Genomic DNA, 25,065 nt, shown 5'->3' with positions numbered 1-25,065 from the left:
GATGCCGACCGCACCCCAGACCACCGACGAGCTGTACCAGGCGCTCCAGGAGAACGACCGGCGGCCCTACGGCCGCACCCGCACCGTCACGGCCGAGGAACTGGCCGAGGCCGCCGAGCAGTTCGCGGAGCCCCGGCCGCTCGTCCACGCGCTCCTCGAACTCCAGGAGGCCTACACCTACGGCTCCGAACCACGTAAGTCGCCCGTCGTCTTCGCCCGGCTGCTCACCCTCTTCGACGAGCAGCCCGACGTCTTCGACGAGCGGTTGCGGCACATGCTGTTCTGGCGGTTCAAATGGGTGGCCAACGCGCTGATCGCGCTGCCCGAGATCCCCCTCGCGAGTCTGCGCCAGTGGCTGACCGAGATGCGCGACCGGTACGAGAAGGCCGGTCTCGCGCTCCAGCCCTGCTACGCACAGGCCTACCGGCTCGCCGCCCACGTGGGCGAGGACACCGACCTCGCCTACGAACTGTGGGCGGGGCGCACCCGCACCCAGCTCAGTGACTGCGAGGCCTGCGAGATCTGCGAGCGCGCCCTGTACCACCTCGGCGCGGACGACGACGAGCGGGCGCTGCGCACCTGGGAGCCCGTCCTGGACGGGAAGGAGTCCTGCCAGGAGGAGCCCGCCCGCTCCGTCTCGTACGCGCTGCTTCCCCTGCTGCGCACGGGCGCCGCCGACCGGGCCCGTGCCCTGCACCTCTCCGGCTACCGCGCCTGCCGCCGCAACCCCTCGATGGCCGGCGAGGTCGGCCGGCACCTGGAGTTCTGCGCGCTCACCGGCAACGAGGCGCGCGGCCTGGAGCTCCTCGCCGAGAACCGGAACCTGTTCGACGAGGTCGACTCGCCGCTGGACCAGCTCAGTTTCCTCACCGGCGTGGAGGTCCTCCTCCAGCGCGTCGAATCCCTCGGCCACGGCGACCTGCCCGCCGCCGGATACGCGGGCCGCACCTGGACGGTGGCCGGCCTGCGCGCCGAGGTCCGGGGCCGCGCCGACGACCTCGCCGCCCGCTTCGACGCCCGCAACGGCACCACGGCCCACGCCGACCGGCGCCTGGCCCGCCTCGACCGCGCCCCCCTCCTGGACGCACTCGAACTGACCCTGCGCGCCCGCGGCCTGGACGACGTGGCCCCGGCCGCCGTACCCGCCGCGGCCGCCCCGGCCGGTGCCGTCCCCGAGTCGCTGCCCGAACTCATCAACCGGGCGCGGGAGCTGGACGAGCAGGGACACCCCGGGGCAGCGGCCTGCTGGGCACGGCTGCGCAAGCTGGTCGCCGCCCCCGGCTACACCCACCCCGACGACCCGGCCGTGGGACCGCTCGTACGGCTGCACGCGGACCTGCTGGAGGACGAGGCGGGCAGGGCGGGCGAGAAGGAGGAGTTCGACGAGGCGGCCGCCCTGTACGAGGAGGCGGCGGGCCTGTACGAGGAGGCCGGGGCACCGGGCCATGCGGCGCTCGCCCGGGCCTGCGCGCTGCTGCCCGCGGGGGGCCTTCCCGGCGGGCACGGCGACGGGGCCGAGGCACAGGCCGCCGCGCTGACCGCCGCCCACGCGGCCCTCGTCCGGCTGCACGAGGAGACGACCGGACTCGCCCCCTACCAGGAGGCGCGGCTGCTGCGGCTGCGGGCGACCGCGCTCGGCATGCGGCTGCAGGCGTCGAGGAACGAGGAGCACCGCGCGCAGGTCCTCGCCGAGGTGGACCTGCTGCTCGCCTTCGCCACCCGGCACGACATCGCCGGCCAGGTCGCAGGCGCCCACCTGCTGCGGGCCAGCACGTACGCCGTCTCCGGCGACCTGGCCACCGCGATCACGGAGATCGACGCCCTCCTCGACCGGTTGAAGGCGCACGGCCCCGCCTGGCACCTGCCCCGCACGCTCGCCCTGCGCGGCCGGATCCAGCTCGGCCTCAAGGACGCGCAGGCCGCGCACGCGGACCTGACCGAGGGCCTGCGACTGGCAGCCGACTGGCCTTCCAACGCCGGCGGCGTCGCTCGCCTCCACAGCGATCTGGCCGAGGCGTCCATGCATCTGGGCCGCCCCGACGAGGCGCTGCGGCACCTGACGCGCTCCGCGGAGCTGGAACTGCGCCGCGGCAGCCGGATCGACGCGTTCTGCACCTACAGCAACGCGGCCCAGCTCAGCCTCGACCTGGGCCGCGTCGAGGACTGCATCGCGCTGCTCGACTCCCTCCTGGCCGAACCGGACATCGCCGCCGGGGAGGTGGACGACCGGCTCGTCGCCCAGCTGCGCCTGAGCCGCGCCCGCGCGCTGCACGCGGGGGAGGACCTCAAGGCCGCCACCGCGGAGTACGCCGCCCTCGCGGCCGAGTCGGCCGGCTGGGACGACGACCCCGCGAGCCACGCCATGATCGCCGCGGAGACCGCCGTACTCCTCGCCGAGTCCGGTGAGTTCGGCCGGGCCCGGGAGGCCGCGGACCAGGCCCTCGCCGCGCACGCCCGGGCGCCGCGCTACGAGCAGCTCAGCAGCTGCCTGCGCGAACTCGCCCGCCTCCAGGCCCAGCACCAGGGGGCCGAGGGCCTGGCCGACGCCCTTGCCCTGCTCGCCGACGCGGGCCGGGTCGCCGACGAGGCCCGCGCCGCCGGGTACGAGAGCCGCGGCCGTGACCTGGACAGTGCCCTCGCCTACGAGCACGGGCGGGTCAACGCCTACGCCAGTGAGTACGAGACCTCCCTGACCGCCCTGGACAAGGCGCTCACCCTCCTCGGCGAACCCGAACCCGAGTCCCACGACAGGGACCACGTCGGCGAGTGGGCCGAGTGCGTCCGGCTCGCGGCCGTCGTGGAGGGCCTCTACCTGGAGCGCCCCGCGCCCGCCCTCACCCGCCTCGACGACGCGGTCTCCCACCTCACCGCCCTGGGCCACAGCGGGGAGACGGAGCCGCTGACCACCCTGGCCGCCCGGCTGCGCGACGAGGGGTGAGACGACGGGCGCGCCGCCCTCACCAGGTCACGGGCAGCTCCCTGACCCCGCCGGTGAGGGTGGTGCGCATCGTGAGGTCGTCGACATCCTTGGCGAGCCGCAGGCCCGGCAGGCGCTCGGCCAGGGCGGCGAAGACGACGCGCAGCTCCGTGCGGGCCAGGCTCGCCCCGATGCAGAAGTGCGGGCCGTGGCCGAATCCGAGGTGGTTGCGTTCCGGACGGTCGGGGTCGAACGCCTCGGCGTCGGTGTAGACCGACGCGTCGCGGTTGGCCGAGTTGACGGAGAGGATCACGGCGTCGCCGGTGCGGATGGTGACCCCGGCGACGTCGACGTCGGTGTGGGCGTAGCGCAGCAGACCGAGGTCACCGGGCGCGCCCAGGCGCATGATCTCCTCGACGGTGGCGTTGACCCGCCCGGCCGGGTCGGCGGTCAGCGCCTGCCACGGGCCGGGGCGGGTGAGCAGGAAGAGGGTGCCCAGCCCGATGCGGTTGACGGTGGTCTCGTGCCCGGCGAACAGCAGCCCCACGCAGAGTCTGATCATTTCGGCGTGGTCGAAGTCCGCGTCGGCGCTCTGGGCGCGCACCAGGTCGGAGATGACGTCCTCGCCCGGCCGGGCGCGCTTGGCCTCGGCGAGAGCGCTCATGTAGTCGTTGAACTCCTCCCGCGCCCGTTCGGCCCCGTCCCCGATGGCGTAGTCGGCCATGCGCTCCGACAACGAGGCGAAGTGCTCGCGGTCGCTCTCGGGCACGCCGAGCAGCCGGCAGATCACCGCGACCGGCACCGGGAAGGCCAGCCCCGCATGCAGGTCGACGACCCCGTCGGGCGCGGCGGCCCGCTCGACCAGCATCCGGTCGATGCAGCCGTCCACCAGCTGCCGTACGTGCTCGGAGAGCATCACCATGCGCCGGGCGGAGAAGGCCGGGGTCAGCAGCCGGCGCATCCGGGTGTGGTCGGCCTCCTCGGTGGCGTAGTTGCCCGAGGGACCCTCCTGCACGGCGGCGCTCGTGATGCGGGACGCCTGTTCGGGCTCGGGATGGGAGCGGCCGAGCCGCTTGTCGGCGAGGAGGTCGCGGACCTCCTCGAAACGGGTGACCAGCCAGGCCGGATCCCCGGCCGGTGTGGTGACCGGTGTGATCGGCGCCTCCCGGCGCAGCACCTCGTACAGAGGCGCTAGATCGAGCACGTTCGGCCGTGCGAAGGGCAGTCGGGAACGCTCGGCGGCACCGTTCATGGTCCTCCTCCTGGACCTCGGAACGCGATCTTCCGGCACTTCGACCGTAGCACTTTATTGTCAGTGACTGCCAATAATGTTTCGGCCAGTCGTCCCGTCGCCCCGGCGTGATTGGATCGCCCGATGGAGGACGTGACGGCGGACAGTGGCCCGATAGCACCCCGTCGGGGCCGGCCCCCGGTGAGCGACCGGCAGCGGCAGCGGCAGCGCCTCGACATCTCCCGCCACGCGGTCCGGCTGTTCGCCGCACAGGGAGTGGCCGCCACCTCCGGCGGGCAGATCGCGCGGGCGTCCGGAGTCTCGGAACGCACGCTGTGGCGCTGCTTCCCCAGCAAGGAAAGCTGTGTGGAGCCGCTGCTCAGCCAGTCGCTCGCGGCCTTTCAGGCGGTGCTCCACGCCTGGCCGCCCGGCGTCGACCTGACCGAGCACCTGCGCGCCGCCTACCGGCCCGCGCCCGACGCGTCGTCCGACGAGGACACCGAGGCGGTTCTCACCGTGATCCGGATGACTCACGAGGAGCCCGCGCTGCGGGCCGTCTACCTGGTGCTCCGGGAGCGCGCGGAGGAGACGTTCACCGAGGTGCTCGGCGAACGCGCGGGCGGGTCGGCCGACTTGCTCGACATCCGCATGCGGGCCGCCACCATGAGCGCCGTGCTCAAGGTGGCCACCGACGACCTGGCCGTGGCCGTGGCCGAGAAAGGCATCACCCCCGAGGCGCTGCGCCGGCACCGGGAGCAACTCGCCGACGCCCTGCGGGTCGTCACCGGAGCCGCCGGGCAACGGTGAAGCCTGCGCGCGCACTCCGCGGTGGACCTGCCGGCGAACGCCGTCCCGTGAGGACGGGCCGCCGCCCGCCGCCGGAAGGGGTGCCCGGCGGCCGCCCGCGCTATCGGGTGACCGTCACGGTGACGTCGTAGCGTCCTTGGCCCGGCGGGCAGCGCATGGCCTCCCCGCACGCATTGCGTCCGGCGGTGACCTGAGCCGTGCCGGGCCGCAGGGCGGTGAACCGCGCGGAGGAGATGCCGCAGCCGCGGCCGGGCGGGCAGGTCGCGGTGGCCGTGGTTCCGCCGCCGACGGGGGCGAGCACCCGCGGGTCCGAGCCGGCCGGGGTCGACCAGTAGGCGCTGTGCAGGCGCACCACGACGAGCGTGCCGGTGGTCACCCGGACCGTGGTTCCGCGGGCCCGTTCGTCGAGCACGACCGACCGGGCGGCGGATCCGGACGGTGCGGATGACGCGGACGAGGCGGGAGCCGGCGACGGCGGAGGGGAAACCGCCGGTCCGGTGGGGCCGGACGAACAGCCGCCCAGGGCGGCCGTCGCGGCTGCCGCGGCCAAGGCGGCGAGCCCGGCGCGCAGCGCGCGCCGGGCGGGGCACATGCGGACTGACGAACGGAACACGGGCCCTCCGGTGGATGCCGCCCGGTACGGGCGCTTGGACGGCGGTGGGGGCGAGCCGATGGCTCGCCCCCACCGTACGGTTCGAGGGGTCAGGAGACGGTCACGTCGTCGTAGTAGGTGTAGGTCGCGTCACCCGCGTAGTTGTCGTCGTTGTTGGTGAGGGTGAGCGTGTACGTGTGGCCCGGGGTCACGGTGCCGGAGACCTTCTTCCAGCCCGCACCCTGGGTGCAGGTCTTGGCGAGCAGCGTCGTGGTGGTGCCGGCCGTGGTGTCCTGGAGGGTGGCCGTCGCCCAGTCGTAGGTCACCGTGTCCGGGCAGGTGACGTCGTACCAGAAGGAGACCTTGCTGGTGCCGGACGGGGCGGTGAAGGACTGGGAGACCGAGGAGGCGTTCGTAGGGCTGGTCGAGCCGACCAGCGCGCCGTAGCTGCCGCTGTGCGCCGCCGAGGCGGTGGCGGAGGTGCTGCCGCTGGTGGTCCAGCTCGACAGGCTGCCGGTCTCGAAGGTGCCGTTGGTGAGGGTGCCGCCGCCACCGCCGCTGCTGCCGCCGCCGACGATCGCGTGGGAGATGGCGCAGCTGTTGGTGTCGTTGGACCAGCTGGCCTGCTCGGCGAAGGTACCGGTGCCCATGGTGACGTTGGCCGCCCCACCCGTGCTGCCGGGCGAGAGCCAGGCGCATTCGTCGGAGTTCTCCTGGCCGTCGTACGAGCTGCCGGTGTGGTTGGTCCAGCCGCCGGCCGGGTTCTGGTCGGACATCATCTCGTGCCATTCGTGGCCGAGCGTCATGGTCCAGCCGTCGAGCGTGCCGGGCGAGTTGACGAATCCGACGCCGCAGCCGGAGCCGGAGTCCATGTTGTACGGCTGGTTGCTGAACGCGATGTCCCCGTAGGAGGAGGACACCGCACCGCCGGTGAGCGTGCTGTCGCCGTTGTAGTCGTGCCAGGCGCAGTACTGGCCCTGGTAGCTGTCCGGGTTGGTGTTGTGCGGCGAGAGTACTACGTAGTAGGCGTCACGGTTGGACGCGGCGGTGGTGTTGCCGAAGTGTCCGGCCGCCTTGACGGCTTCGGCGCCGAGCTGGTGCCCGGTCGCGGCGCTCGGCGAGGCCGCCGAGTTATCGTACCACACGCCGGACAGCACGCCGCCGCTCTGGTACGGGATGAAGTTCGCGTTGGACGGGCAACTGGTGGCGCCCGACGACACGTTGGGCCCGTCACACCACTGGGTGAGGTCCGCGGACCACCGCTCGTTCCCGGTGCCGATGTCCTTGAACATCTCCTGGGCGACCGGGGCCGCGCCGTCCGGGTCGCCGGAGAACGTGGCGTCGCCGCTGCTGTTGGTGCTCTGCGTGCCCCACTGCGAGCCGTAGAAGACCAGGTAGACCTTGGAGTGGCCGCTCTGGACACCGATGCCGTCGATGCCGCCGCCGTAGGACAGCGTCTCCGGTCCGGTCGCCGCGGCGGCGGCCGGGTGGCTGGCCGCCCAGGACTTCATCTTGGCGTTCCGCTGGATGGTCGGTATGACGCCGTGCCGGTAGGAGTGCTGGTAGGCCGGGCTGTAGGGGTTGGATCTCACCGTGTGACCCGTGGCCTGGGGAGCGGCTGTCGCCTGGGGTACGGAGGCGAGTGCCGCAGCGGTGACGAGGGACAACGACGCGAGACCGGTCAGGGTCGCTCGGGCTGCGCCGCGGAGGTGGGGAGTGCCCATGGGTGATGGGGCCCTTTCTTCGCATGGACTCCGCCGTCGGTCCGGCGGAGGTGAGGTGCATGGAACGTCGACGAGGCGCATCACCGCCGGCCTGCTCCGGCCGTCGACGTTGACGCCCGTTTCGTCGCAGAGCAGGAGGAGAGGCCCGAGCGGCACCGGGGTGACTGCACGGGCGATGTGCTCGGCAGTTGGGGACTCACGCACGGTGTTGCGATCCGCGGGGAACTCTCGTCCTCGACCGGACTGATGGAAAGGCAGCAAGAAGCGTTAGCACTACGGCTTCTTGCCGTCGGAATGGTGATGTGTTGTCAGACGCGGAGAAGCAAAGCAGAGTTGACGGGTTCAGGTCAATGGAAAACGAATAGCTTTCTCACAGGAAGCCGTTCCGCGCCGTTCCGGACCGGATCGCCCAGCCGTCGCGCATCTGGCGCTTTCGCTGGTCGAGGGGTCAAGTCCGCGTAACCGCCGGTCAGTTGTGTGAACGGGCGCACGGCGGATCGGGGCAGGCCGTCCGCCGTGAGTGGGATCGCTCTACACAACGCACTTCTGAATTCGAAAAAGTTCGAGAAAATGCTCGGTCAAGAAGCGGTAAGCGATGGTCAATTGATTGCCGTGACAGCTATTCGGGTTTTTTCCTCTCCGGGGAATCCCGGCACGGTGCCCGGCATCGTGACGGCTTCCGTCGAGCGGGTCGCGCCTCGGTGCGGGTGCCACAGGTTTGCCGGTCCGGCGACAGCGCCGCGGCGGTTGTCCTGGCCGGTGCGTGCGCGGTGGAGGCGGCGGTGGCGGTGCGGAGGGAGCCTTAGGCCGGGAACCGTCACTGCCGCAAGTTCCGGCGGCTCGGCCCGTCCGGCCGGCCGGTTCCGCGCCCGGGGTGGGTTCGCGTCCTCGTGCGGGGTGAGCTCGGGCGCAAGGGCCGGCCGCGGTGCGGCCATCCGGGTCCATATCTGACCATCTGTGAACTTCGCGCGCAGAAAGTCTTGTTGGCCTCGTTGACATGCCGCAAGCACAGGCGTTTCACTCGACTCTCGTGCATGGCAACGTTGTCAGGACGCCGTGGGGGCGACCGGGTTCGTTGCCTGTCGCCGGCATTCCGGTGTTTCTCGGCGCGCCGACACCTGATGTGCGAAGCACGAACTGCTGCGGAGGCAACCGATGGTGAGACCCCGACGTTCAGCCGCACCACCCTCCACCCGAGCGAGATTCCGCCGACGCCTTGCCGTGGCCTGTGTCCTGGGCATGGCGGCCCTGCCGCTCTCGGCGACGGGCAGCGCCCTGGCCGCGAGCGCCGGGACGCCGGCCCTCGTGACGGACCCCGCGTCCCTCGTCAACCCCCTCATCGGCACCTCCGGTGCGGTGGACACCTTCCCCGGCCCCGACATGCCGGCCGGCATGGTGCAGTGGGGTCCCGACACGACGCCGGACCGCCCCGACGGCGGCGGCTACGAGTACGCCGACAAGAAGATCTCCGGCTTCAGCCTCACCCACGTCTCGGGCCCGGGCTGCCCGGTCGCGGGCGACCTGCCCGTGCTGCCGGTGACCGGCGCGCTCTCGGGCGACCTCGGCAGCACGTCGGTCGGCTTCGGCCACACCGACGAGCAGGCCGCCATCGGGTCCTACAAGGTCACCGACGCCAACGGCGTGAAGACCGAGCTGACCGACACCACCCGCGCCGGTCTGGGCACCTTCACCTTCCCTGCCGGACCGCAGGCGAACCTGCTGTTCAAGCTCAGCGGGGGCGCCACCCAGGTGGACGGGACCCGGGTCCAGGTGGTCAACAGCAAGGAGATCAGCGGCGCGATCGACAGCGGCCACTTCTGCGGCGCGAGCAACCGGTACACGCTGCACTTCGACATCAAGTTCGACCGGCCGTTCGCGGCGAGCGGCACCTGGGTCGGCAGCACCATCACCCCCGACGCGACGTCGCTGAAGGCGGGCAAGGTCCGGCAGGCTCCGCGGAAGTCCACGTCGAAGCCGCTGAAGGAGAAGCACTTCACCGTCCCCGCGAAGCCCGCCCCGACGGTTCACGGGAGCGCCGCCAAGGCCTCCGCCAAGGCCTCCGCCACGGCCTCCGCAACACCGAGCGCCAGTACGGCATCCCGGCTGTCCAAGGCCGCCCGGGCCGCCCAGCCGCCCACCACCGGCGCCAACGGCATGTACCTGACCTTCGACACCTCCTCGAACACCACGGTGTCGGCGAAGGTCGGCATCTCGTACACGAGCGACGCCAACGCGGCGGCCAACCTCGCCACCGAGATCAAGAACTGGAACGTCGGCGCCGTCGAGAAGGCCAACCACGACGCGTGGAACGCCGTGCTGAAGAAGATCCAGGTGGGCGGTGGATCCGCCGACCAGCAGACGCAGTTCTACACCGCGCTCTACCACGCCCTGCTGCACCCGAACGTCTTCTCCGACGACAACGGCCAGTACATGGGCATGGACAACCAGATCCACAAACTGGCCAAGGGACAGCAGGCCCAGTACGCCAACTACTCGGGCTGGGACACCTACCGCTCCCAGACCCAGCTGATGGCGATGGTCGAGCCCAAGGTCGCCAGCGACGTCGTCACCTCGATGCTCAACGGCTACGACCAGACGGGCCTGCTGCCCAAGTGGGCCTCGAACAACGGCGAGAGCTACGTGATGGTCGGTGACCCGGCCGCCGGCATCATCACCGACGCGTACGCCTTCGGCGCCACCGACTTCGACACGGCCAAGGCCCTCGCCGCCCTCCAGCACGAGGCCACCGTCCCGAACAACGACCGCCCCGGCGAGTCGGTACGGGACGCCAAGGGCTACCTCCCGCTGGACGAGAACGACTACAACTGCTGCAACTTCTACGGTCCGGTCTCCACCCAACTGGAGTACGACAGCGCCGACTACGCCCTCGCCGCCTTCGCGAAGTCGCTCGGCAGGACGTCCGTCTACCAGAAGTTCGCCACCCGCGCCCAGGACTGGATGAACGTCTTCAACCCGCAGACCGGCTACCTGCAGGCCAAGAACAAGGACGGCCAGTTCGCGGGCGGCTTCACCCCCGGCACCTCCAACGGCTTCGTCGAGGGCACCTCCGCCCAGTACACCCCCATGGTCCCCTTCAACCTGCAACAGCTCATCCAGGCCCGTGGCGGCGCCAAGGCGTACTCGTCGTACCTGGACAGCCTCCTCGACGACATCACCAGCCCCGGCGGCACCGACGCCGACCTGAGCAACGAGCCCAGCGTCGAGATCCCGTGGGAGTACGACTACACCGGTCAGCCGTGGAAGACCCAGGCGGCCGTCCGCGCGGCCCAGCAGGGCCTGTACTTCAACGCCCCGGTCGGCTCGTTCGGCAACGACGACCTCGGCGCCATGAGCTCCTGGTACGTCTGGTCCGAGCTCGGCATGTACCCGGAGACCCCGGGCACGGACACCCTGGTGCTCGGCAGCCCGGCGTTCCCGACCGCCCAGGTGACCCTCGGGAACGGCAGGACGGTGAAGATCAACGCGCCGCAGGCCGCGCCCGACGCGCCGTACGTGCAGTCGCTGAACGTCAAGGGCAAGGCGTGGAACACCTCCTGGCTGACGTTCGGGCAGTTCGAGGGCGCGGGCACGCTCGACTACACGCTCGGCACCCAGCCGAACACCTCCTGGGCGTCCGGCCCGTCGGCGGTGCCGCCGTCGGACACCACGGGCGGCGGCCGGGTGCTGGCCGCGACCGGTCCCAGCAACGGTCTCGTCCTCCAGCCGGGCACGGGCGGTGACAGCACGCTCGACCTGACCAACCTCGGCAGCAAGCCCGTCACGGTCGACTGGACGGCGACGGCGCCCTTCGGCGTCACCCTGGACACCGCGTCCGGCTCGCTGACCGTGCCCGCCTCGGGCAGCGTCGAGGCGAAGGTCCACGTCACGGCGGGCGCGACCGAGGGAACCTACCCGGTCGCCTTCGCCCTCACCGACCACAGCACCGGTACGGCACTGTCCGGGGCGACCCTCCGGGTGGCCGTCGCCAAGGCCGGTGCGCTGTGGCCGTACGCCACCAACGAGGGCATCTACCCCGACGACACCACCTACTCGGGCGGGTTCGACGGCGGCGGCTGGGCCTACTCGCAGAACGCGCTGTCGGCGGCCGGTGTCACGAGCGGCTCTGCCCTCACGGTCGACGGCATCTCCTACACCTGGCCGACGGTGACGTCCGGTCGGCTGGACAACCTGGAGATGGCCGGCCAGACGATTCCGATGCCGGCCGGCACGTCGGGGGCGTCGCTGGGGCTGCTGGGCGCGGCGGTCAACGCGCCGACCGACGGCAGCGGGGTCTCGGGCACGCTGACCGTCACCTACACCGACGGCACCACCACCCAGGCGACGGTCGGGTTCTCGGACTGGACGCTCAACGGCGGCCCGAGCAAGCCGCTGCCGAGTGACACGACGGCCGTGACCACCGCCTACCGGAACACCGGGAGCGGCGGCCGCGACGGCGTGAAGACCTACGTCTTCGCGACGAAGGTCGCGCTGGATCCGTCCAAGCAGGTGGCGTCGGTGACGCTGCCGGTGACCGGCCAGACCGGCACCGACCACCTGTTCGCCTACGGCTTCGGCCAGTAGGACGTCACGGCGGCACAGGTGAGGGGGCCGGTTCCCCGGGCACACGCCCGGGGAACCGGCCCCCTCGTCGATGTGCCGGTACTCAGCTCAGGGTGAAGTCGTCGGCGTCGACGTTGGACTGGCCGTACCAGCCGTGCACGTACACGGTGACCGTTCCGCTGCTGCCGGTGGTGAAGCTGACGGTGAGCTGGTTCCAGCTGCTGCTGTTCGACCAGGTGCTCGCGGTGGCGCCGCCGCTGACCCCGACGTAGGCGTACGGGCCCTGCACCCAGGCGGTGAGGGTGTAGGTGTGGTTGGCGGACAGGGTGACGCTCTGGTCGCACTCGCCGGTGCTGCTGGAACTCGGCGCGACCTGCAGGCTGTGGCTGCCGCTGTGGACGGGGCTGGAGACCACCGCGCTGCCGCCCGTGCAGGTCCAGGGGCTCGGACTGCCGGACTCGAAGCCCGCGTTGGTCAGTGAGCCGCCGCCGCCCCCGCCGCTGCCGGAGGACGTGACCGTGAGCGAGTAGGTCGCGCTGTGGCTGCCGCTCGCGGCCGTGCCGGTGACGGTGATCGGGTAGGTGCCCGCGGCCACGGACGAGCCGACCGTCGCCCTCAGCGTCGAACTGCCGCCGGACGTCACGGAGGTGGGGCTGAAGGAGACGCTGACACCGGAGGGCGCGCCGGAGGCGGAGAGGCTGACGGACTCGGCGCTGCCGGAGGTGACGGCCGTGGCGATGGTCGCGGTCGCCGAACCGCCCTGGGCGACCGAGGCGGAACCCGGCGACAGGGACAGCGAGAAGTCGGTCGTGGTGCCTCCGCCGCCACCGCCCGAGCTGCCCTCGTAGGGCACGAACGTGTCGGTGAACGCGAGCGTGTTCTGGCTGATCTCGCTGCACGTGGACAGCGAGTTGGCGCTGCCGCTGCACGGCTGGTCCCGGTTGGCCGACCAGAACGACAGCCGTCCGATGCCGTTCTGCGCGGCGAAGGACTCCACCGTCTGGGCGTCCGCGAGCGTGAAGGTGGACCCGTCGTCGTTCTTGCCGATCATCGGCGTGATGCCGAGGTTGGCATAGGTGTAACCGGAGTCGACGGACTGCATCTGCGCCAGCGTGGCCTTGGCCGCGGAGACCGCGCCCTGGCCCATCTCGGTGCCGGTGCCCGCGTAGTAGTCCATGGCCATGATGTTGACCACGTCGATCTTGATGCCCGCGGTCTTTGCGGCCTTGAGGATGTTGACGCCGTCGCCGGTCAGCCCGCTGGTCAGGACCGGCAGGGTCATGGAGAACCTCAGGTTCGGGTTGGACGCCTTGAGGTCCTTCATCGCCTGCATCTGGCGGGCCGCGGCGGCGGTGTCCGCGATGGCGGCGCCCTCGACGTCGAAGTCGAGCTGGGTGACGCCGTAGTCGTTGATGATGGCCTGGTACCCGGCGTCGATGCTGCTCTGGGTGGAGCAGGTCCAGGCGAGCGGCTCACCGCTCGCCCCGCCGGAGGAGATGATGACGGAGGCGCCCTCGGACTTCGCCCTGGCGATCTCGGGGTCGGTGTAGGAGTCGTTGCCGATGGGGAGCGTGTCGCCCCAGATCTGGGTGCAGCCTTCGCCGAGGACGAAGGCCGCCGTGTAGGCCTTGAGCCCGTGTCCGGTGATGGCCGTGTCGAGCAGTCCTTCCTGACCGTTCGACATGTCGACGTAGGGAGCCACGGAGTAGACGCTGCTCCCCGCGGCGCTGCCGGCGGGGGCCAGGGCGACGGTGACGCCGGTCGTCGCGAGTGCGAGCGCACAGGCGGAGGCCGCAAATCTTGCCAGGTGCATGACAGTGGCCCTTTCGGGATGCCCATCGAGGGCGGGGTGGTGGGGGGTGGGCCGAGATTTGGTACATACCAAACCGCCGCCGGGGCCCGTCAGTCAAGAGGACTAGACCAACTCCATACCATTCGCGAGCGGTGTCGCCCGGACCCGCCTCCCCGCGCCGCATCTCGGACCGGGAGTGTCTCCCGCCTCCGGCGGACGGGCCGGAGACGGGAGACCCCGGCTCACCGCGCGGCCAGGAACTCCTCCGCGGCCGGCGGGCGGTTCGCGATCCGGATGTCACCGGCACTGCCGTGGAACACCATGTCGACGGCGCCCGCGTACGCGTGGCCGCCCGCCAGCCACGGCAGCCCGAGCGACGACGCCTCCTGCGGCGTCCGGTTGACGCTGTCCTGGCTGCCCCGGTAAAGGGACTGGGCGTCCGGCATGACCGCGAGGGTGAACCGGAGGGCGTTCGGACCCGGTCTCCAGGCGCCGGCCTCGGCGCTGCCGGTGGCCTCCGCGGCGGACGCGGGCGTCGCGCCGAGCACGGCCGCGCCGGTTCCTCCGGCCGCCGCGCCCGCACCGGCCGGTGCCGTGCTGCGGAGAAAACCACGCCGGCTCTGCCCGGCGCTCTCCTGTACGGGGGTGTCGTCTCGATGGGACATGGGGCCGCCTTTCCCGTGCCGATGGCTCGAACGCGACGACGCCACCCAGCGGCGCTCCCGGCCGGGCGGCCACGAGGTGACGGTCGAAGAGCAGGCGGCCGTGCGGGACTTGAAGGATCGGGACGGCCGGTCGAAAACCGGGTGCCGCGCCCCGCACCCCCTGCCTACACTCATCCACTGTCACGCACCGTAGCCGCGACCCGCGGCCGCGGTGTCCTGCCGTGACGAGTCCGGACGAACGAGGGGAGAGGGCCATGCGGGACCGCACCGCCGTCGCCCCCTCCCTTTCCCGGTACGACGTGATCCTGGTGTCCCCGTCCCTCCGGTGCCCGCCGCGCGGCCGGCTCCGGACTCCGTGACGAGCGACCGGATCAGTCAACCACCGCCACATGCAGGTCTTCTGATATTTCGTCATATGTGACCGGTGGACTTCGCCGCACGGGAAATCGCGCTGCCCATTCCGGCAACCGTCATCCGAGAGGCACCGGGCCATGCGCACCGAACTCCGCACGAACTCCGTCAACCCCCTTGCCGCCGTACGCAACCTGGGCATCCTCGCCCACGTCGACGCCGGCAAGACCACCGTCACCGAACGCGTCCTCTTCGCCACCGGCACCATCCACCGACGCGGCGAGGTCCACGACGGCACCACCGTCACCGACTTCGACCCCCAGGAGCGCGACCGCGGCATCACCATCTTCGCCGCGGCCGTCAGCTGCGCCTGGAGCGGCCACCGCGTCAACCTCATCGACACCCCCGGCCACGTCGACTTCGCCGACGAGGTCGAGCGCTCGCTGCGCGTCCTCGACGGCGCGATCGCCGTGTTCGACGCGGTCGCCGGCGTCGAGCCGCAGAGCGAGTCGGTGTGGCGGCAGGCCGACCGGCACGGCGTCCCCAGGATCGCCTTCGTCAACAAGCTGGACCGCGCGGGCGCCGACCTCGACAGAGCCGTCGGGTCGATCCGCACCCGCCTGCACCCGGCCCCGCTCGTCGTCCAACTGCCCATCGGCACGGAGGACGGCTTCACCGGCGTCGTCGACCTCGTGCGCATGCGCGCGCTGGTCTGGGCGGACGACGGCGGTACGGCGACGGAGGGGCCCGTTCCGCAGGAGCTGAGGGAGCAGGCGGACCGGCGCCGGCACGCGCTGGAGGAGACGGTGGCCGCGCTGCACCCGGCCGCGCTGGAGGAGTTCTGCGCGCCGCCCGGCCGGCTGTCCGACGCCACGCTGGCAGGCGCCCTGCGCGATCTCACGCTGAGCGGCGAGGGCGTCGTCGTCCTGTGCGGCTCCGCCTACCGCAACCGGGGCATCGAGCCGCTCCTCGACGCGGTGGTGGCCTACCTGCCCTCGCCGCTCGACGTCCCCGCCGTGCGCGGTACCCATCGGGGCGCCGAGCAGCGGCGGGCCGCCGACCCCCAGAGGCCGTTCGCGGCACTCGCGTTCAAGGTGACCGCGACCGCCACCGGGCGCCTCACCCACGTCCGGGTCTACTCGGGCACGATCGAGAAGGGAGACACCGTGTGGGACCCGGCGACACGCCGCGCCGAACGCGTGGCGCGCATCCTGCGTGTCATGGCCGACCGGCACGAGCCCCTCGACCGGGCGGTGGCCGGTGACATCGTCGCCGTCGTCGGGCTGAAGTCGGCCCGCCCCGGCGCCACGCTGTGCGCTCCGGACGCCCCGCTGCTCCTGGAGCCGCCGGCCGCCGCGGAACCGGTGGTCTCGGTCGCCGTCGAGGCCCGCCGCCGCATTGACACCGACCGGCTGGCGATCGCGCTGGCCCGGCTGGCCGAGGAGGACCCCTCGCTGGTGGTGCGCACCGACGCCGAGACCGGGCAGACCGTGCTGTCCGGGATGGGTGAACTGCACCTGGAGGTCGCGGTGGAGAAGATCCGCCGGGACGGCGGCCCCGAGGTGACGGTGGGCCGGCCGCGGGTCGCCCTCCGGGAGACCGTGGACCGTGGGGTGACCGGCTTCGTCTACCGGCACGTCCACCAGACCGGCGGCGCCGGGCAGTTCGCCCACGTCGTCCTGGATGTCGAACCCCTCGGCCACGAGGGCGGGCGCCAAGGCGGGCACCACGGCCGCCACGAAGACGGGGACGAGACCGGCTTCGTGTTCCGGTCGGCGGTCGTCGGCGGCCGGGTGCCGCAGGAGTACGTCCGCGCGGTCGAGGCCGGCTGCCGGGACGCCCTCGCCGAGGGTCCCCTCGGCGGGCATCCGGTCACCGGGCTGCGCGTCACGCTGACCGACGGCTCGACGCATGTGAAGGACTCCTCCGACACGGCGTTCCGCACGGCAGGGCGGCTCGGCCTGCGGGAGGCCCTGCGGGCCTGCGCGATGACGCTCCTGGAGCCGGTCGCCGAGGTCACGGTCACCGTGCCCGAGGACGTGGTGGGCGGCGTGCTCGGCGACCTGGCCGCCCGGCGCGGCCGGGTCACCGGTTCCGTGGCGCGGGGCGGCGCGGTGGTGCTCACCGCCACCGTGCCGCTGGCCGAGCTGTTCGGCTACGCGACCCGGCTGCGCGGCCGCACCCAGGGCCGCGGCACCTTCACCACCCGCCCGGTCGGCCACGCCCCGGCCCCGGCCGCGGCGCCCGTCCGGTGAACCACGGCGGGTGCCGGGGACCACCTCCCCGGCACCCGCCGCCGCCCGGCCACGCGCCGCCGCCGGTACCCGTACCCGACGGTCTCCTCCGCCTGCACCGTCGTACCCGCCTTCCGGATCCGCCTCCCGGCGCCTGCGACGCCTTCGCCGACGGCGCCCGGCGACGCCTTCGCCGACGGCGCCCGGCGACGCCTCCGCCGACGGTGCCCGCCGACGCCCTCGCCGTCCGCGCCCGGCTGCTCGCACCTGCCGACGCGCAAGGCGCCCGGCCCCGTCCCCTCGCCCGCGACCACCCGTCGAAACACAACCGTTGTGGAACGCCGGCCGCCCCCTCCTTGCGCAGGTCACCCCGCTCCGGCCCAGGTCACGCCGCCGGGGCGGGGGAGCCGCCGCTGCGGAACCAGCTGTTCCCCGGCCCGCCTGCGCGGATACCCGTGCCGGATCCCTTGACGAGCTCCTGTTCGGGGGATTAACTCACGTCCTAAATTAAGCCATGAGGGGCTTCGGAAGCCGAACGTCGGTCCAGGCGTCCGCACACGCGGGCGCCGGCCTTCGCGAAGCCCTCTCGGGGTTCTCGACTCCCGGAAAGGCACAGCTGGAGCCATGCGCAGCATCCGAGCCGCGGCCGTAGGCGCCGTCACCATGTCTCTCGCCCTCGCGGCCACGGCCTGCGGTGGCGGTTCGTCCACCGGGGGCGGGTCCGACGACTCCCCGAAGACGCTCACCTACTGGGCCTCCAACCAGGGCGCCAGCATCGAGGTCGACAAGAAAGTACTCCAGCCGGAGCTCGACAAGTTCCAGAAGCAGACCGGCATCAAGGTCAAGCTGGAGGTCGTGCCCTGGTCGGACCTGCTCAACCGGATCCTGACCGCGACCACCTCGGGCCAGGGCCCCGACGTGCTGAACATCGGCAACACCTGGAGCGCCTCGCTGCAGGCGACCGGCGCGCTGCTGCCCTGGGACGCGAAGAACTTCGGCAAGATCGGCGGCAAGGACCGCTTCGTCGACTCCGCGCTCGGCTCCACGGGCGCCGAGGGCAAGGACCCGGCGGCCGTACCGCTGTACTCGATGGCGTACGCGCTCTACTACAACAAGAAGATCTTCGCCGACGCCGGCATCGCCAAGCCCCCGGCCACCTGGGACGAGCTGGTCGCCGACGGCAAGAAGATATCGGCGAAGGGCAAGTCGGTCCTTGGTGCCGAGGGCGGCAACGTCTCGGAGAACATCCACCACGTCTTCGTCTTCGCCAAGCAGCACGGCGCCGACTTCTTCACCGCCGACGGCAAGCCGGACTTCACCAACGACAACATCGTCGCCGCGGTGAAGCAGTACGTCGACCTGATGGCCAAGGACAAGGTCATCCCGACCGGTGACGCCGAGTACGCGCAGAACCAGTCGGTCAGCGACTTCGCCAAGGGCAAGCAGGCCATGCTGCTGTGGCAGTCGGCCTCCTCCAACCTCAAGTCGCAGGGCATGAGCGACAGCGACTACGGCATCGCCCCGGTGCCCGTGCAGTCCGGCACCCCCGGCACCGGCACCCAGGTCAACTCGATGGTCGCCGGCATCAACCTGGCGGTCTTCAAGAACACCAAGAACCTCGACGGCGCCACCAAGTTCGTGAAGTTCATGACCAGCGACGACGAGCAGAAGATCCTCAACACCGCCTACAGCTCCATCCCGCCGGTCAAGACCGCCCAGGAGGACGCGGCCTTCAACACCCCGGCCAACGCGGTCCTGAAGAACACCCTCGCCACCAGCGCCGCGGCCCTGCCCCAGGTGGCCTCGGAGTCGCAGTTCGAGACCACCGTCGGTACGGCGGTGAAGAACCTGTTCGCCGACGCGGCCGCCGGGCATGCCATCACCACCGACTCCGTGAAGGCCGAGCTGGAGAAGGCCCAGCAGCAGATGCCGGCGGCCTGAGCACCATGACGACCACCACCACCCCCGTGCAGGAACCGGCGCGGGTGAACTCCCCCGGGGCGGCGGGCGGCTCGGGCCGCCGCCCCGGGCGGATCCGCCGCATCGGACTGCCCTATCTGCTGCTCCTGCCCGCCCTGCTGCTCGAACTCCTCGTCCATCTCGTCCCGATGGTCATCGGCGTCGTGATGAGCTTCAAGGAGCTCACCCAGTTCTACATCCGCGACTGGACCACCGCCCCCTGGGCCGGATTCGGCAACTACAAGCTGTCGGTCGAGTTCAACGCCCCGATCGGCAAAGCCCTGTTGCACTCGTTCTTCGTCACCGTCGGCTTCACCCTGCTCTCGGTCGGCCTGTGCTGGCTGATCGGCACCGCGGCCGCGGTCTTCATGCAGGACACCTTCAAGGGCCGGGGCCTGCTCCGGGCCCTGTTCCTGGTGCCCTACGCGCTGCCGGTCTACGCGGCCGTCATCACCTGGGTGTTCATGTTCCAGCACGACAACGGCCTGGTGAACCACGTCCTGCACGACCAGCTGCACCTCACCGGCAAGCCGTCCTTCTGGCTGATCGGCGACAACAGCTTCTACGCACTGCTCACCGTGTCCGTGTGGAAGGGCTGGCCGTTCGCCTTCCTGATCGTGATGGCCGGCCTGCAGAACATCCCGAAGGAGCTGTACGAGGCGGCCGCCCTGGACGGCGCCGGCATGTGGCAGCAGATCCGCCGGATCACCCTGCCGTCGCTGCGCCCGGTCAACCAGGTCCTGATCCTGGTCCTGTTCCTCTGGACCTTCAACGACTTCAACACGCCGTACGTGCTGTTCGGCAAGTCCGCCCCGGAGGCCGCCGACCTCATCTCGGTCCACATCTACCAGGCCTCCTTCGTCACCTGGAACTTCGGCACCGGCTCGGCCATGTCCGTGCTCCTGCTGCTCTTCCTGCTGGTGGTGACCGGCGTGTACCTGGTGTTCACCTCGCGCGGACGGAGGACCTCGGATGTCTAGCCCCAGCTCACCCATGGCCCCGCCGCGTTCCTTCCTCTGGTCCCGGCGGATCTTCCTCACGCTGCTCACCGGGTTCGTGCTGATCCCCGTGTACGTGATGATCTCCAGCTCGCTCAAACCCCTCTCGGACGTCACCGGCAAGTTCCGCTGGCTGCCGAGCGGGCTGACCATCCGCCCGTACATCGACATCTGGTCGACGATCCCGCTCGCCAGGTACTTCGTGAACTCGCTGATCGTGTCGGTCGCGGCGACCGTCTGCTCGGTTGTCGTCGCAGTGTTCGCCGCCTATGCCGTCAGCCGCTACGAGTTCCGCGGCAAGCGCGTCTTCACGGTCACCGTGCTGTCCACGCAGATGTTCCCGGGCATCCTCTTCCTGCTCCCGCTGTTCCTGCTGTACGTCAACATCGGCAACGCCACCGGCATCGCCCTGTTCGGCTCCCGCGGCGGCCTGATCCTCACCTACCTGACGTTCTCGCTGCCGTTCTCGATCTGGATGCTGATCGGGTACTTCGACTCGGTGCCGCGGGACCTTGACGAGGCGGCCCTGGTGGACGGCTGCGGGCCGCTCGGCGCACTGCTGCGGATCGTCGTACCCGCCGCGATCCCCGGCATCGTCGCGGTCGCCGTCTACGCCTTCATGACCGCCTGGGGCGAGGTGCTGTTCGCGTCGGTGATGACCAACGACACCACCCGCACCCTGGCCGTCGGCCTCCAGGGCTACTCCACGCTCAACAACGTGTACTGGAACCAGATCATGGCCGCCTCGCTCGTGGTCAGCGTTCCCGTCGTGGCCGGCTTCCTGCTCCTCCAGCGCTACCTCGTCGCCGGGCTGACCGCCGGCGCCGTCAAGTGAACCCGCTTCGCAACGAAGCCAGTTCCGAAGGGAATTTCGTGACCATCGACCTCGCCGCCCTCCCGCACGACTTCCTGTGGGGCACGGCAACCGCGGCGTACCAGATCGAGGGAGCCGTCGCCGAGGACGGCCGTGCACCCTCCATCTGGGACACCTTCTCGCACACCCCGGGGAAGATCGACAACGACGACAACGGCGACGTCGCGTGCGACCACTACCACCGCTGGCGCGAGGACATCGACCTGATGCGGCAACTGGGCGCGAACGCCTACCGGTTGTCGGTCGCCTGGCCGCGCGTGCGGCCCGGCGGGGACGGTCCGGTCAACGCCAAGGGCCTCGACTTCTACGACGAGTTGATCGACGCCCTGCTGGCAGCCGGCATCACCCCGTCGGTCACCCTCTACCACTGGGACCTGCCGCAGGCACTCCAGGACCGGGGCGGCTGGCCCGAGCGGGCGACCGCCGAGCACTTCGCCGCGTACGCCTCCGTCGTCGCCGAACGGCTCGGCGACCGCGTCCAGCACTGGACCACCCTCAACGAGCCCTCCTGCTCGGCCTGGATCGGCCACCTGGAGGGCAAGATGGCCCCCGGCCGGACCGACCTGACGGCCGCCGTCCGGGCCTCCTACCACCTGCTCCTCGGCCATGGCCTGGCCGCCCAGGCGATCCGCGCCGCCGCGCCCGGCGCCGAGGTCGGCATCGTGAACAACCTCTCCACCGTGTTCGCCGCCACGGACCGCCCCGAGGACGCGGCCGCCGTCCGCCGCCACGACGGGCACGTCAACCGCTGGTGGCTGGACCCGGTGCACGGCCGCGGCTTCCCGGCCGACATGGTCGAGACCTACGGCGTCGAACTCCCGGAGCGCCCCGGCGACCTGGAGACCATCGCCGCCCCGCTCGACTGGCTGGGCCTGAACTACTACTTCCCGGCCTACGTCGAGAACGACCCGGACGGCCCCGCCCCGTACGCCCGTTCGGTGCGCCGCCCCGACGTCCCGCGCACCGGGATGGACTGGGAGATCGACGCGAGCGGCATCGAGACGCTGCTGCTGCGCCTCACCGAGGAGTACGGCGCCCGCAAGATCTACGTCACCGAGAACGGCTCGGCCTACCCGGACGTGGTCCGCCCCGACGGCACGGTCGACGACCCCGAGCGCCAGGCGTACCTGGTCGGCCACCTCGCGGCGTGCGCCTCGGCGGCCCGCAAGGGAGCCCCGCTGGCCGGCTACTTCGCCTGGTCGCTGCTGGACAACTTCGAGTGGGCGTACGGCTACGACAAGCGCTTCGGCCTGGTCCACGTCGACTACCGCACCCAGGTCCGCACGATCAAGGGCAGCGGCCACCGGTACGCGGACATCATCCGCGACCACCGGGGACAGGCCCGCCGGGCGGCCTGACACACACCGCGGTGGGCGCGGACCAGGGGAGTTCCGCGCCCACCGCACCTTCGACCGTCGTGCAGGTGAGCGACGACCGCGCACCCTTCCAGGGGTGCGATGCGTACGCTGCGTCAGCGTACGAGGGCAATCCGTAGACGGTACGCGGATCCTGCCGCCACTCTGGGGCGGCTGAGCGCGGGGAGCGGAGTGCGCACGTACCTGGAGGTGGCCGCGTATGACGAACGGTGTGGACGAGAGTGAGGGCGAGGACCTGACGGGCTGCGAGGTGGTGGAGCGCGAGCCTGATCCCTCCGACAGCCTGCGGACCTTCGGGGCCGTCGTCCATGCCCTGCGGGAGCACGCCGGGTACAGCAGGACCGAGTTCGCCGAGCTGGTGCGGTACTCGAAACACACGGTGGCGTCCGTGGAGTTGGGCAGGCGGATGCCGGACCGGGCGTTGGTGGAGCGGGCCGAGGAAGTGCTCGGCAACACCGGGGCGTTACGGAAGGCGGCCCAGTTCCTGACCCGCGGCGACCGGGGGCTGGCGGTCTGGTTCCGGCGGTGGGCCCGGCTGGAGCGGATCGCGGTCAGCCTGTGCACGTACGAGTGCAGGCTGGTGCCGGGGCTGTTGCAGTCGGAGGGATACGCGCGGGCCGTGTTCGACGGCACCATTCCGGTGGTCACCGACGAGGGGCTGGAGAACCTGCTCGACGTACGGATGACGCGGCAGCGCATGCTGTACGAGCGGCCGACGGTGCCGTTCAGCTTCATCGTCGAGGAGCACGTGTTCCTGCGGCGCTTCGGGGGCACGGAGCGGATGCGCGAGATGTACGACCACGTGCTGGAGCGGGCCGCCCTGCGCAACGTGACGCTGCAGATCGTGCCCTTGGAGGCGGGGCTGCACGCGTGTCTGGACGGACCGGTGCAGCTCTTGGAGACGCCGGAGGGGCGGCGCTTCGCCTACTCGGAAGGGCAGCAGAACGGGCGGCTGATCGGTGACGTGAAAGAGGTGAGCCTTCTCCAGCAGCGCTATGACACACTGCGCTCGCAGGCCCTGAACCCCGAAGATTCGCGGGGCCTGTTGGAGCGACTGCGAGGAGAACTATGAGCACGACGGAACTCGCCTGGTTCAAGTCCAGCCACAGCGGTAGCCAGGGAGACAGCTGCATCGAGGTCGCTGTCACCGCACAGACCGTCTGCGTACGGGACTCCAAGGACGTGTCCCGGCCGCACTTCGCGGTGTGCCGGGAGGGCTGGACGGAGTTCGTGGCGTTCGCCTCCGAGGCCTGATCCTCGCGGCACCCGCCGGCTCCAGGCGTCGCGCGGGCGGAGACGGGCTCCGCCCGTCCTCGTCCCAGAGCGAACGGTGACCGCCGCACGGGAAAACCCCAGCCATGAGTGAACGGGGCGTCGGCGCGGCGCGTATCCCCCCAGCGTGGGAGGATCGCTCACCATGAATGCGTCACCGGCGGTACGGAGCCTGCGCGCCGCGGTGTTCGCCGCGGTGTGCGTGCTCCTGGCCGCCGTCGGGCACGGGCTCGCCATGGGCGATCTGCCGCCGCTGTGGGCCGACGCGGCCGGATTCGCGGTCGTCTTCGCGCTGAGCCGGGCCCTCGCCGGACGCGAGCGCGGGCTGCATGAGATCGGCGTGGGCATGCTGCTCACCCAGGCCGGTCTGCACTTCGGCTTCGACGCGGCCCGCGCGGTCACCCCGGCACCCGCGCCTGCGTCCGCGCCCGCCATGACCATGGCCCACATCCGCCCGCACGGCGATGTCATGACCGGCATGGCGGGTATGGGCGGTACGGGGAGTGGTGGGCCGCAGTACCCGCACCTCCACGTCCTCCTGACCGCGCACGCCACCCTCGCCCATGTCCTCGCCGCGCTCGTCGCCGCCTGGTGGCTGCGCCGCGGCGAGGCCGCGCTGTGGTCGCTGCTGCGGCGCACCGCCGCGCTCGTCCCCGGCCTGGCCGCCTGGTGGCAGGACGCCCCACTGCCCGCCCCGGCCGGCGGGCCCCGCCCGGCCCCGGCCGGCCCGATACGGCCCCGCCCGCTGCTCGCGCTGCGGCACGCGGTGAGCAGACGCGGCCCCCCGAGCCCGATCCCGTACCCGGCCTGACCCGCAGGACCCTCTGCCAGACTTCACTCGTACGGAGATCGACTCACCCATGTCCACCACCCGACTGACCCTCCGCCGCGCCGCCACCGTCACCGCGCTCACCGCCGCGTCGGTGCTCGCCGCCGCCGGTGCCGCCGCCGCGCACGTCACCGTCCACCCGGAGAGCTACGCCAAGGGCGCCACCGACGGCCTGCTCACCTTCCGCGTGCCCAACGAGGAGGACACCGCCGCCACCACGAAGGTCCAGGTCTACCTGCCCACCGACCACCCGGTCCTGGGCGTCCTCGGCACCCCGCACGACGGCTGGACCGCCAAGGTGACCACCACCAAGCTCAAGACGCCGGTGAAGACCGACGACGGCACCATCACGGAGGCCGCCTCCGAGATCACCTGGACCGGCGGCAAGATCGCTGCCGGCCAGTTCGAGGACTTCGACGTCGCCTTCGGGCAACTGCCGGAGGACACCGACCAGCTGACCTTCAAGACCCTGCAGACCTACTCCGACGGCAAGGTCGTCCGCTGGATCGAGCAGGCGCAGAGCGGCGACGACGAGCCGGAGAACCCGGCGCCGACGCTCAAGCTGACCGCTGCGGGCGACCAGGCCGCGGCCTCGTCCGCGCCGGCCGCCACGACCGGCACCAAGGCGACGGCCACCGCCGCCGACTCCACCGCCCGCGGCCTCGGCATCGCGGGCCTGATCGTCGGCGTCCTGGGCCTGACGGCGGCCGCGTTCGCCGTCGTACGGACGCGCGGCGCACGGTCGTAACCGACAACCAGAAGGGGGGCCCGGACCGATCCCCGGACGCCGACTCTGTCGGGGAGTGTGTCCTGAACACGATGAGGAGCTCTATGTAGGAATTGCATCCTCAAGTGATGCTGTGCGGGAGATGAAGGAATTGGCC

The 25,065-nt window shown here is 71.5% G+C and carries 17 protein-coding genes; 12 read left to right on the top strand and 5 right to left on the bottom strand.

The window, feature by feature from the left end:
• Position 1 precedes the first annotated feature (1 nt).
• A complete protein-coding gene (locus tag ACFY0P_RS50220; protein WP_388929204.1) occupies positions 2 to 2,938 on the top strand; it encodes a hypothetical protein in 2,937 nt (978 codons plus the stop codon).
• Between the two features lie 19 nt (positions 2,939 to 2,957).
• Here the strand turns inward: ACFY0P_RS50220 and ACFY0P_RS50215 are convergent, their stop codons facing one another.
• The gene (locus tag ACFY0P_RS50215) at positions 2,958 to 4,169 is read right to left on the bottom strand and encodes a cytochrome P450 (RefSeq protein ID WP_388929203.1); all 1,212 of its coding nucleotides are present in this window, start codon (positions 4,167 to 4,169) and stop codon (positions 2,958 to 2,960) included.
• Between the two features lie 180 nt (positions 4,170 to 4,349).
• Here ACFY0P_RS50215 and ACFY0P_RS50210 point away from each other — a divergent pair, with 180 nt between their 5' ends.
• Positions 4,350 to 4,955 (top strand): TetR/AcrR family transcriptional regulator, encoded by a 606-nt coding sequence (locus ACFY0P_RS50210; protein ID WP_388929202.1) that lies wholly within the window; start codon positions 4,350 to 4,352, stop codon positions 4,953 to 4,955.
• 100 nt (positions 4,956 to 5,055) lie between these two features.
• Here the strand turns inward: ACFY0P_RS50210 and ACFY0P_RS50205 are convergent, their stop codons facing one another.
• Positions 5,056 to 5,568 carry a hypothetical protein gene (locus ACFY0P_RS50205; RefSeq protein WP_388929201.1) on the bottom strand — a complete coding sequence of 171 codons (513 nt, stop codon included), beginning with the start codon at positions 5,566 to 5,568 and terminating at the stop codon, positions 5,056 to 5,058.
• Positions 5,569 to 5,657: 89 nt separating this feature from the next.
• Positions 5,658 to 7,139 (bottom strand): hypothetical protein, encoded by a 1,482-nt coding sequence (locus ACFY0P_RS50200; RefSeq protein WP_388929200.1) that lies wholly within the window; start codon positions 7,137 to 7,139, stop codon positions 5,658 to 5,660.
• A 1,371-nt stretch (positions 7,140 to 8,510) separates the two neighbouring features.
• Between ACFY0P_RS50200 and ACFY0P_RS50195 the strand changes: the two genes are divergently transcribed.
• On the top strand, positions 8,511 to 11,852 hold the full coding sequence (locus ACFY0P_RS50195) for a lectin (protein ID WP_388929199.1): 3,342 nt from the start codon (positions 8,511 to 8,513) through the stop codon (positions 11,850 to 11,852).
• Positions 11,853 to 11,934: 82 nt separating this feature from the next.
• Here the strand turns inward: ACFY0P_RS50195 and ACFY0P_RS50190 are convergent, their stop codons facing one another.
• Both ACFY0P_RS50190 and ACFY0P_RS50185 read right to left on the bottom strand, forming a co-directional pair.
• The gene (locus tag ACFY0P_RS50190) at positions 11,935 to 13,644 is read right to left on the bottom strand and encodes a carbohydrate binding domain-containing protein (protein WP_388929198.1); all 1,710 of its coding nucleotides are present in this window, start codon (positions 13,642 to 13,644) and stop codon (positions 11,935 to 11,937) included.
• Between the two features lie 221 nt (positions 13,645 to 13,865).
• Positions 13,866 to 14,288 carry a hypothetical protein gene (locus ACFY0P_RS50185; protein ID WP_388929197.1) on the bottom strand — a complete coding sequence of 141 codons (423 nt, stop codon included), beginning with the start codon at positions 14,286 to 14,288 and terminating at the stop codon, positions 13,866 to 13,868.
• 491 nt (positions 14,289 to 14,779) lie between these two features.
• Here ACFY0P_RS50185 and fusA point away from each other — a divergent pair, with 491 nt between their 5' ends.
• From fusA to ACFY0P_RS50140, 9 genes are all read left to right on the top strand, one after another.
• Positions 14,780 to 16,894 carry an elongation factor G gene (gene fusA / locus ACFY0P_RS50180; protein WP_388929196.1) on the top strand — a complete coding sequence of 705 codons (2,115 nt, stop codon included), beginning with the start codon at positions 14,780 to 14,782 and terminating at the stop codon, positions 16,892 to 16,894.
• Positions 16,895 to 17,497: 603 nt separating this feature from the next.
• Positions 17,498 to 18,814 (top strand): ABC transporter substrate-binding protein, encoded by a 1,317-nt coding sequence (locus ACFY0P_RS50175; protein WP_388929195.1) that lies wholly within the window; start codon positions 17,498 to 17,500, stop codon positions 18,812 to 18,814.
• Positions 18,815 to 18,819: 5 nt separating this feature from the next.
• The gene (locus ACFY0P_RS50170; RefSeq protein ID WP_388929194.1) at positions 18,820 to 19,812 is read left to right on the top strand and encodes a carbohydrate ABC transporter permease; all 993 of its coding nucleotides are present in this window, start codon (positions 18,820 to 18,822) and stop codon (positions 19,810 to 19,812) included.
• A gap of 13 nt (positions 19,813 to 19,825) precedes the next feature.
• Positions 19,826 to 20,665: a carbohydrate ABC transporter permease gene (locus ACFY0P_RS50165; protein ID WP_351959383.1), complete on the top strand. Its 840-nt coding sequence runs from the start codon at positions 19,826 to 19,828 to the stop codon at positions 20,663 to 20,665.
• A gap of 38 nt (positions 20,666 to 20,703) precedes the next feature.
• Positions 20,704 to 22,062: a GH1 family beta-glucosidase gene (locus ACFY0P_RS50160; RefSeq protein ID WP_388929193.1), complete on the top strand. Its 1,359-nt coding sequence runs from the start codon at positions 20,704 to 20,706 to the stop codon at positions 22,060 to 22,062.
• Positions 22,063 to 22,279: 217 nt separating this feature from the next.
• Complete coding sequence (locus ACFY0P_RS50155; RefSeq protein WP_388929192.1) at positions 22,280 to 23,152, top strand: Scr1 family TA system antitoxin-like transcriptional regulator; 873 nt, start codon at positions 22,280 to 22,282, stop codon at positions 23,150 to 23,152.
• Positions 23,149 to 23,334, top strand: a complete 186-nt coding sequence (locus tag ACFY0P_RS50150) for a DUF397 domain-containing protein (RefSeq protein WP_388929191.1) — start codon at positions 23,149 to 23,151, stop codon at positions 23,332 to 23,334. Before ACFY0P_RS50155 ends, ACFY0P_RS50150 begins: the two co-directional genes overlap by 4 nt.
• Before the next feature lie 163 nt (positions 23,335 to 23,497).
• Positions 23,498 to 24,163, top strand: a complete 666-nt coding sequence (locus ACFY0P_RS50145; protein ID WP_388929190.1) for a hypothetical protein — start codon at positions 23,498 to 23,500, stop codon at positions 24,161 to 24,163.
• A 49-nt stretch (positions 24,164 to 24,212) separates the two neighbouring features.
• Positions 24,213 to 24,929, top strand: coding sequence for a YcnI family protein (locus ACFY0P_RS50140; protein ID WP_388929189.1), 717 nt, complete (start codon positions 24,213 to 24,215; stop codon positions 24,927 to 24,929).
• Positions 24,930 to 25,065 lie beyond the last annotated feature (136 nt).

Source organism: Streptomyces sp. NPDC001714, from assembly GCF_042892755.1.
Lineage (GTDB): Bacteria > Actinomycetota > Actinomycetes > Streptomycetales > Streptomycetaceae > Streptomyces.
Note: the sequence above shows the minus strand (reverse complement) of the source record. Positions and strands in the feature narration are given on the sequence as shown.

Excerpts from the sequence above, each read along its gene's own strand:
- ACFY0P_RS50220 (WP_388929204.1), top strand. The coding sequence starts at position 2 with ATGCCGACCGCACCCCAGACCACCGACGAGCTGTACCAGGCGCTCCAG.
- ACFY0P_RS50215 (WP_388929203.1), bottom strand. The coding sequence starts at position 4,169 with ATGAACGGTGCCGCCGAGCGTTCCCGACTGCCCTTCGCACGGCCGAAC.
- ACFY0P_RS50195 (WP_388929199.1), top strand. The coding sequence starts at position 8,511 with ATGGCGGCCCTGCCGCTCTCGGCGACGGGCAGCGCCCTGGCCGCGAGC.
- ACFY0P_RS50190 (WP_388929198.1), bottom strand. The coding sequence starts at position 13,644 with ATGCACCTGGCAAGATTTGCGGCCTCCGCCTGTGCGCTCGCACTCGCG.
- ACFY0P_RS50185 (WP_388929197.1), bottom strand. The coding sequence starts at position 14,288 with ATGTCCCATCGAGACGACACCCCCGTACAGGAGAGCGCCGGGCAGAGC.
- fusA (WP_388929196.1), top strand. The coding sequence starts at position 14,780 with ATGCGCACCGAACTCCGCACGAACTCCGTCAACCCCCTTGCCGCCGTA.
- ACFY0P_RS50175 (WP_388929195.1), top strand. The coding sequence starts at position 17,498 with ATGCGCAGCATCCGAGCCGCGGCCGTAGGCGCCGTCACCATGTCTCTC.
- ACFY0P_RS50170 (WP_388929194.1), top strand. The coding sequence starts at position 18,820 with ATGACGACCACCACCACCCCCGTGCAGGAACCGGCGCGGGTGAACTCC.
- ACFY0P_RS50165 (WP_351959383.1), top strand. The coding sequence starts at position 19,826 with ATGGCCCCGCCGCGTTCCTTCCTCTGGTCCCGGCGGATCTTCCTCACG.
- ACFY0P_RS50155 (WP_388929192.1), top strand. The coding sequence starts at position 22,280 with ATGACGAACGGTGTGGACGAGAGTGAGGGCGAGGACCTGACGGGCTGC.
- ACFY0P_RS50150 (WP_388929191.1), top strand. The coding sequence starts at position 23,149 with ATGAGCACGACGGAACTCGCCTGGTTCAAGTCCAGCCACAGCGGTAGC.
- ACFY0P_RS50145 (WP_388929190.1), top strand. The coding sequence starts at position 23,498 with ATGAATGCGTCACCGGCGGTACGGAGCCTGCGCGCCGCGGTGTTCGCC.
- ACFY0P_RS50140 (WP_388929189.1), top strand. The coding sequence starts at position 24,213 with ATGTCCACCACCCGACTGACCCTCCGCCGCGCCGCCACCGTCACCGCG.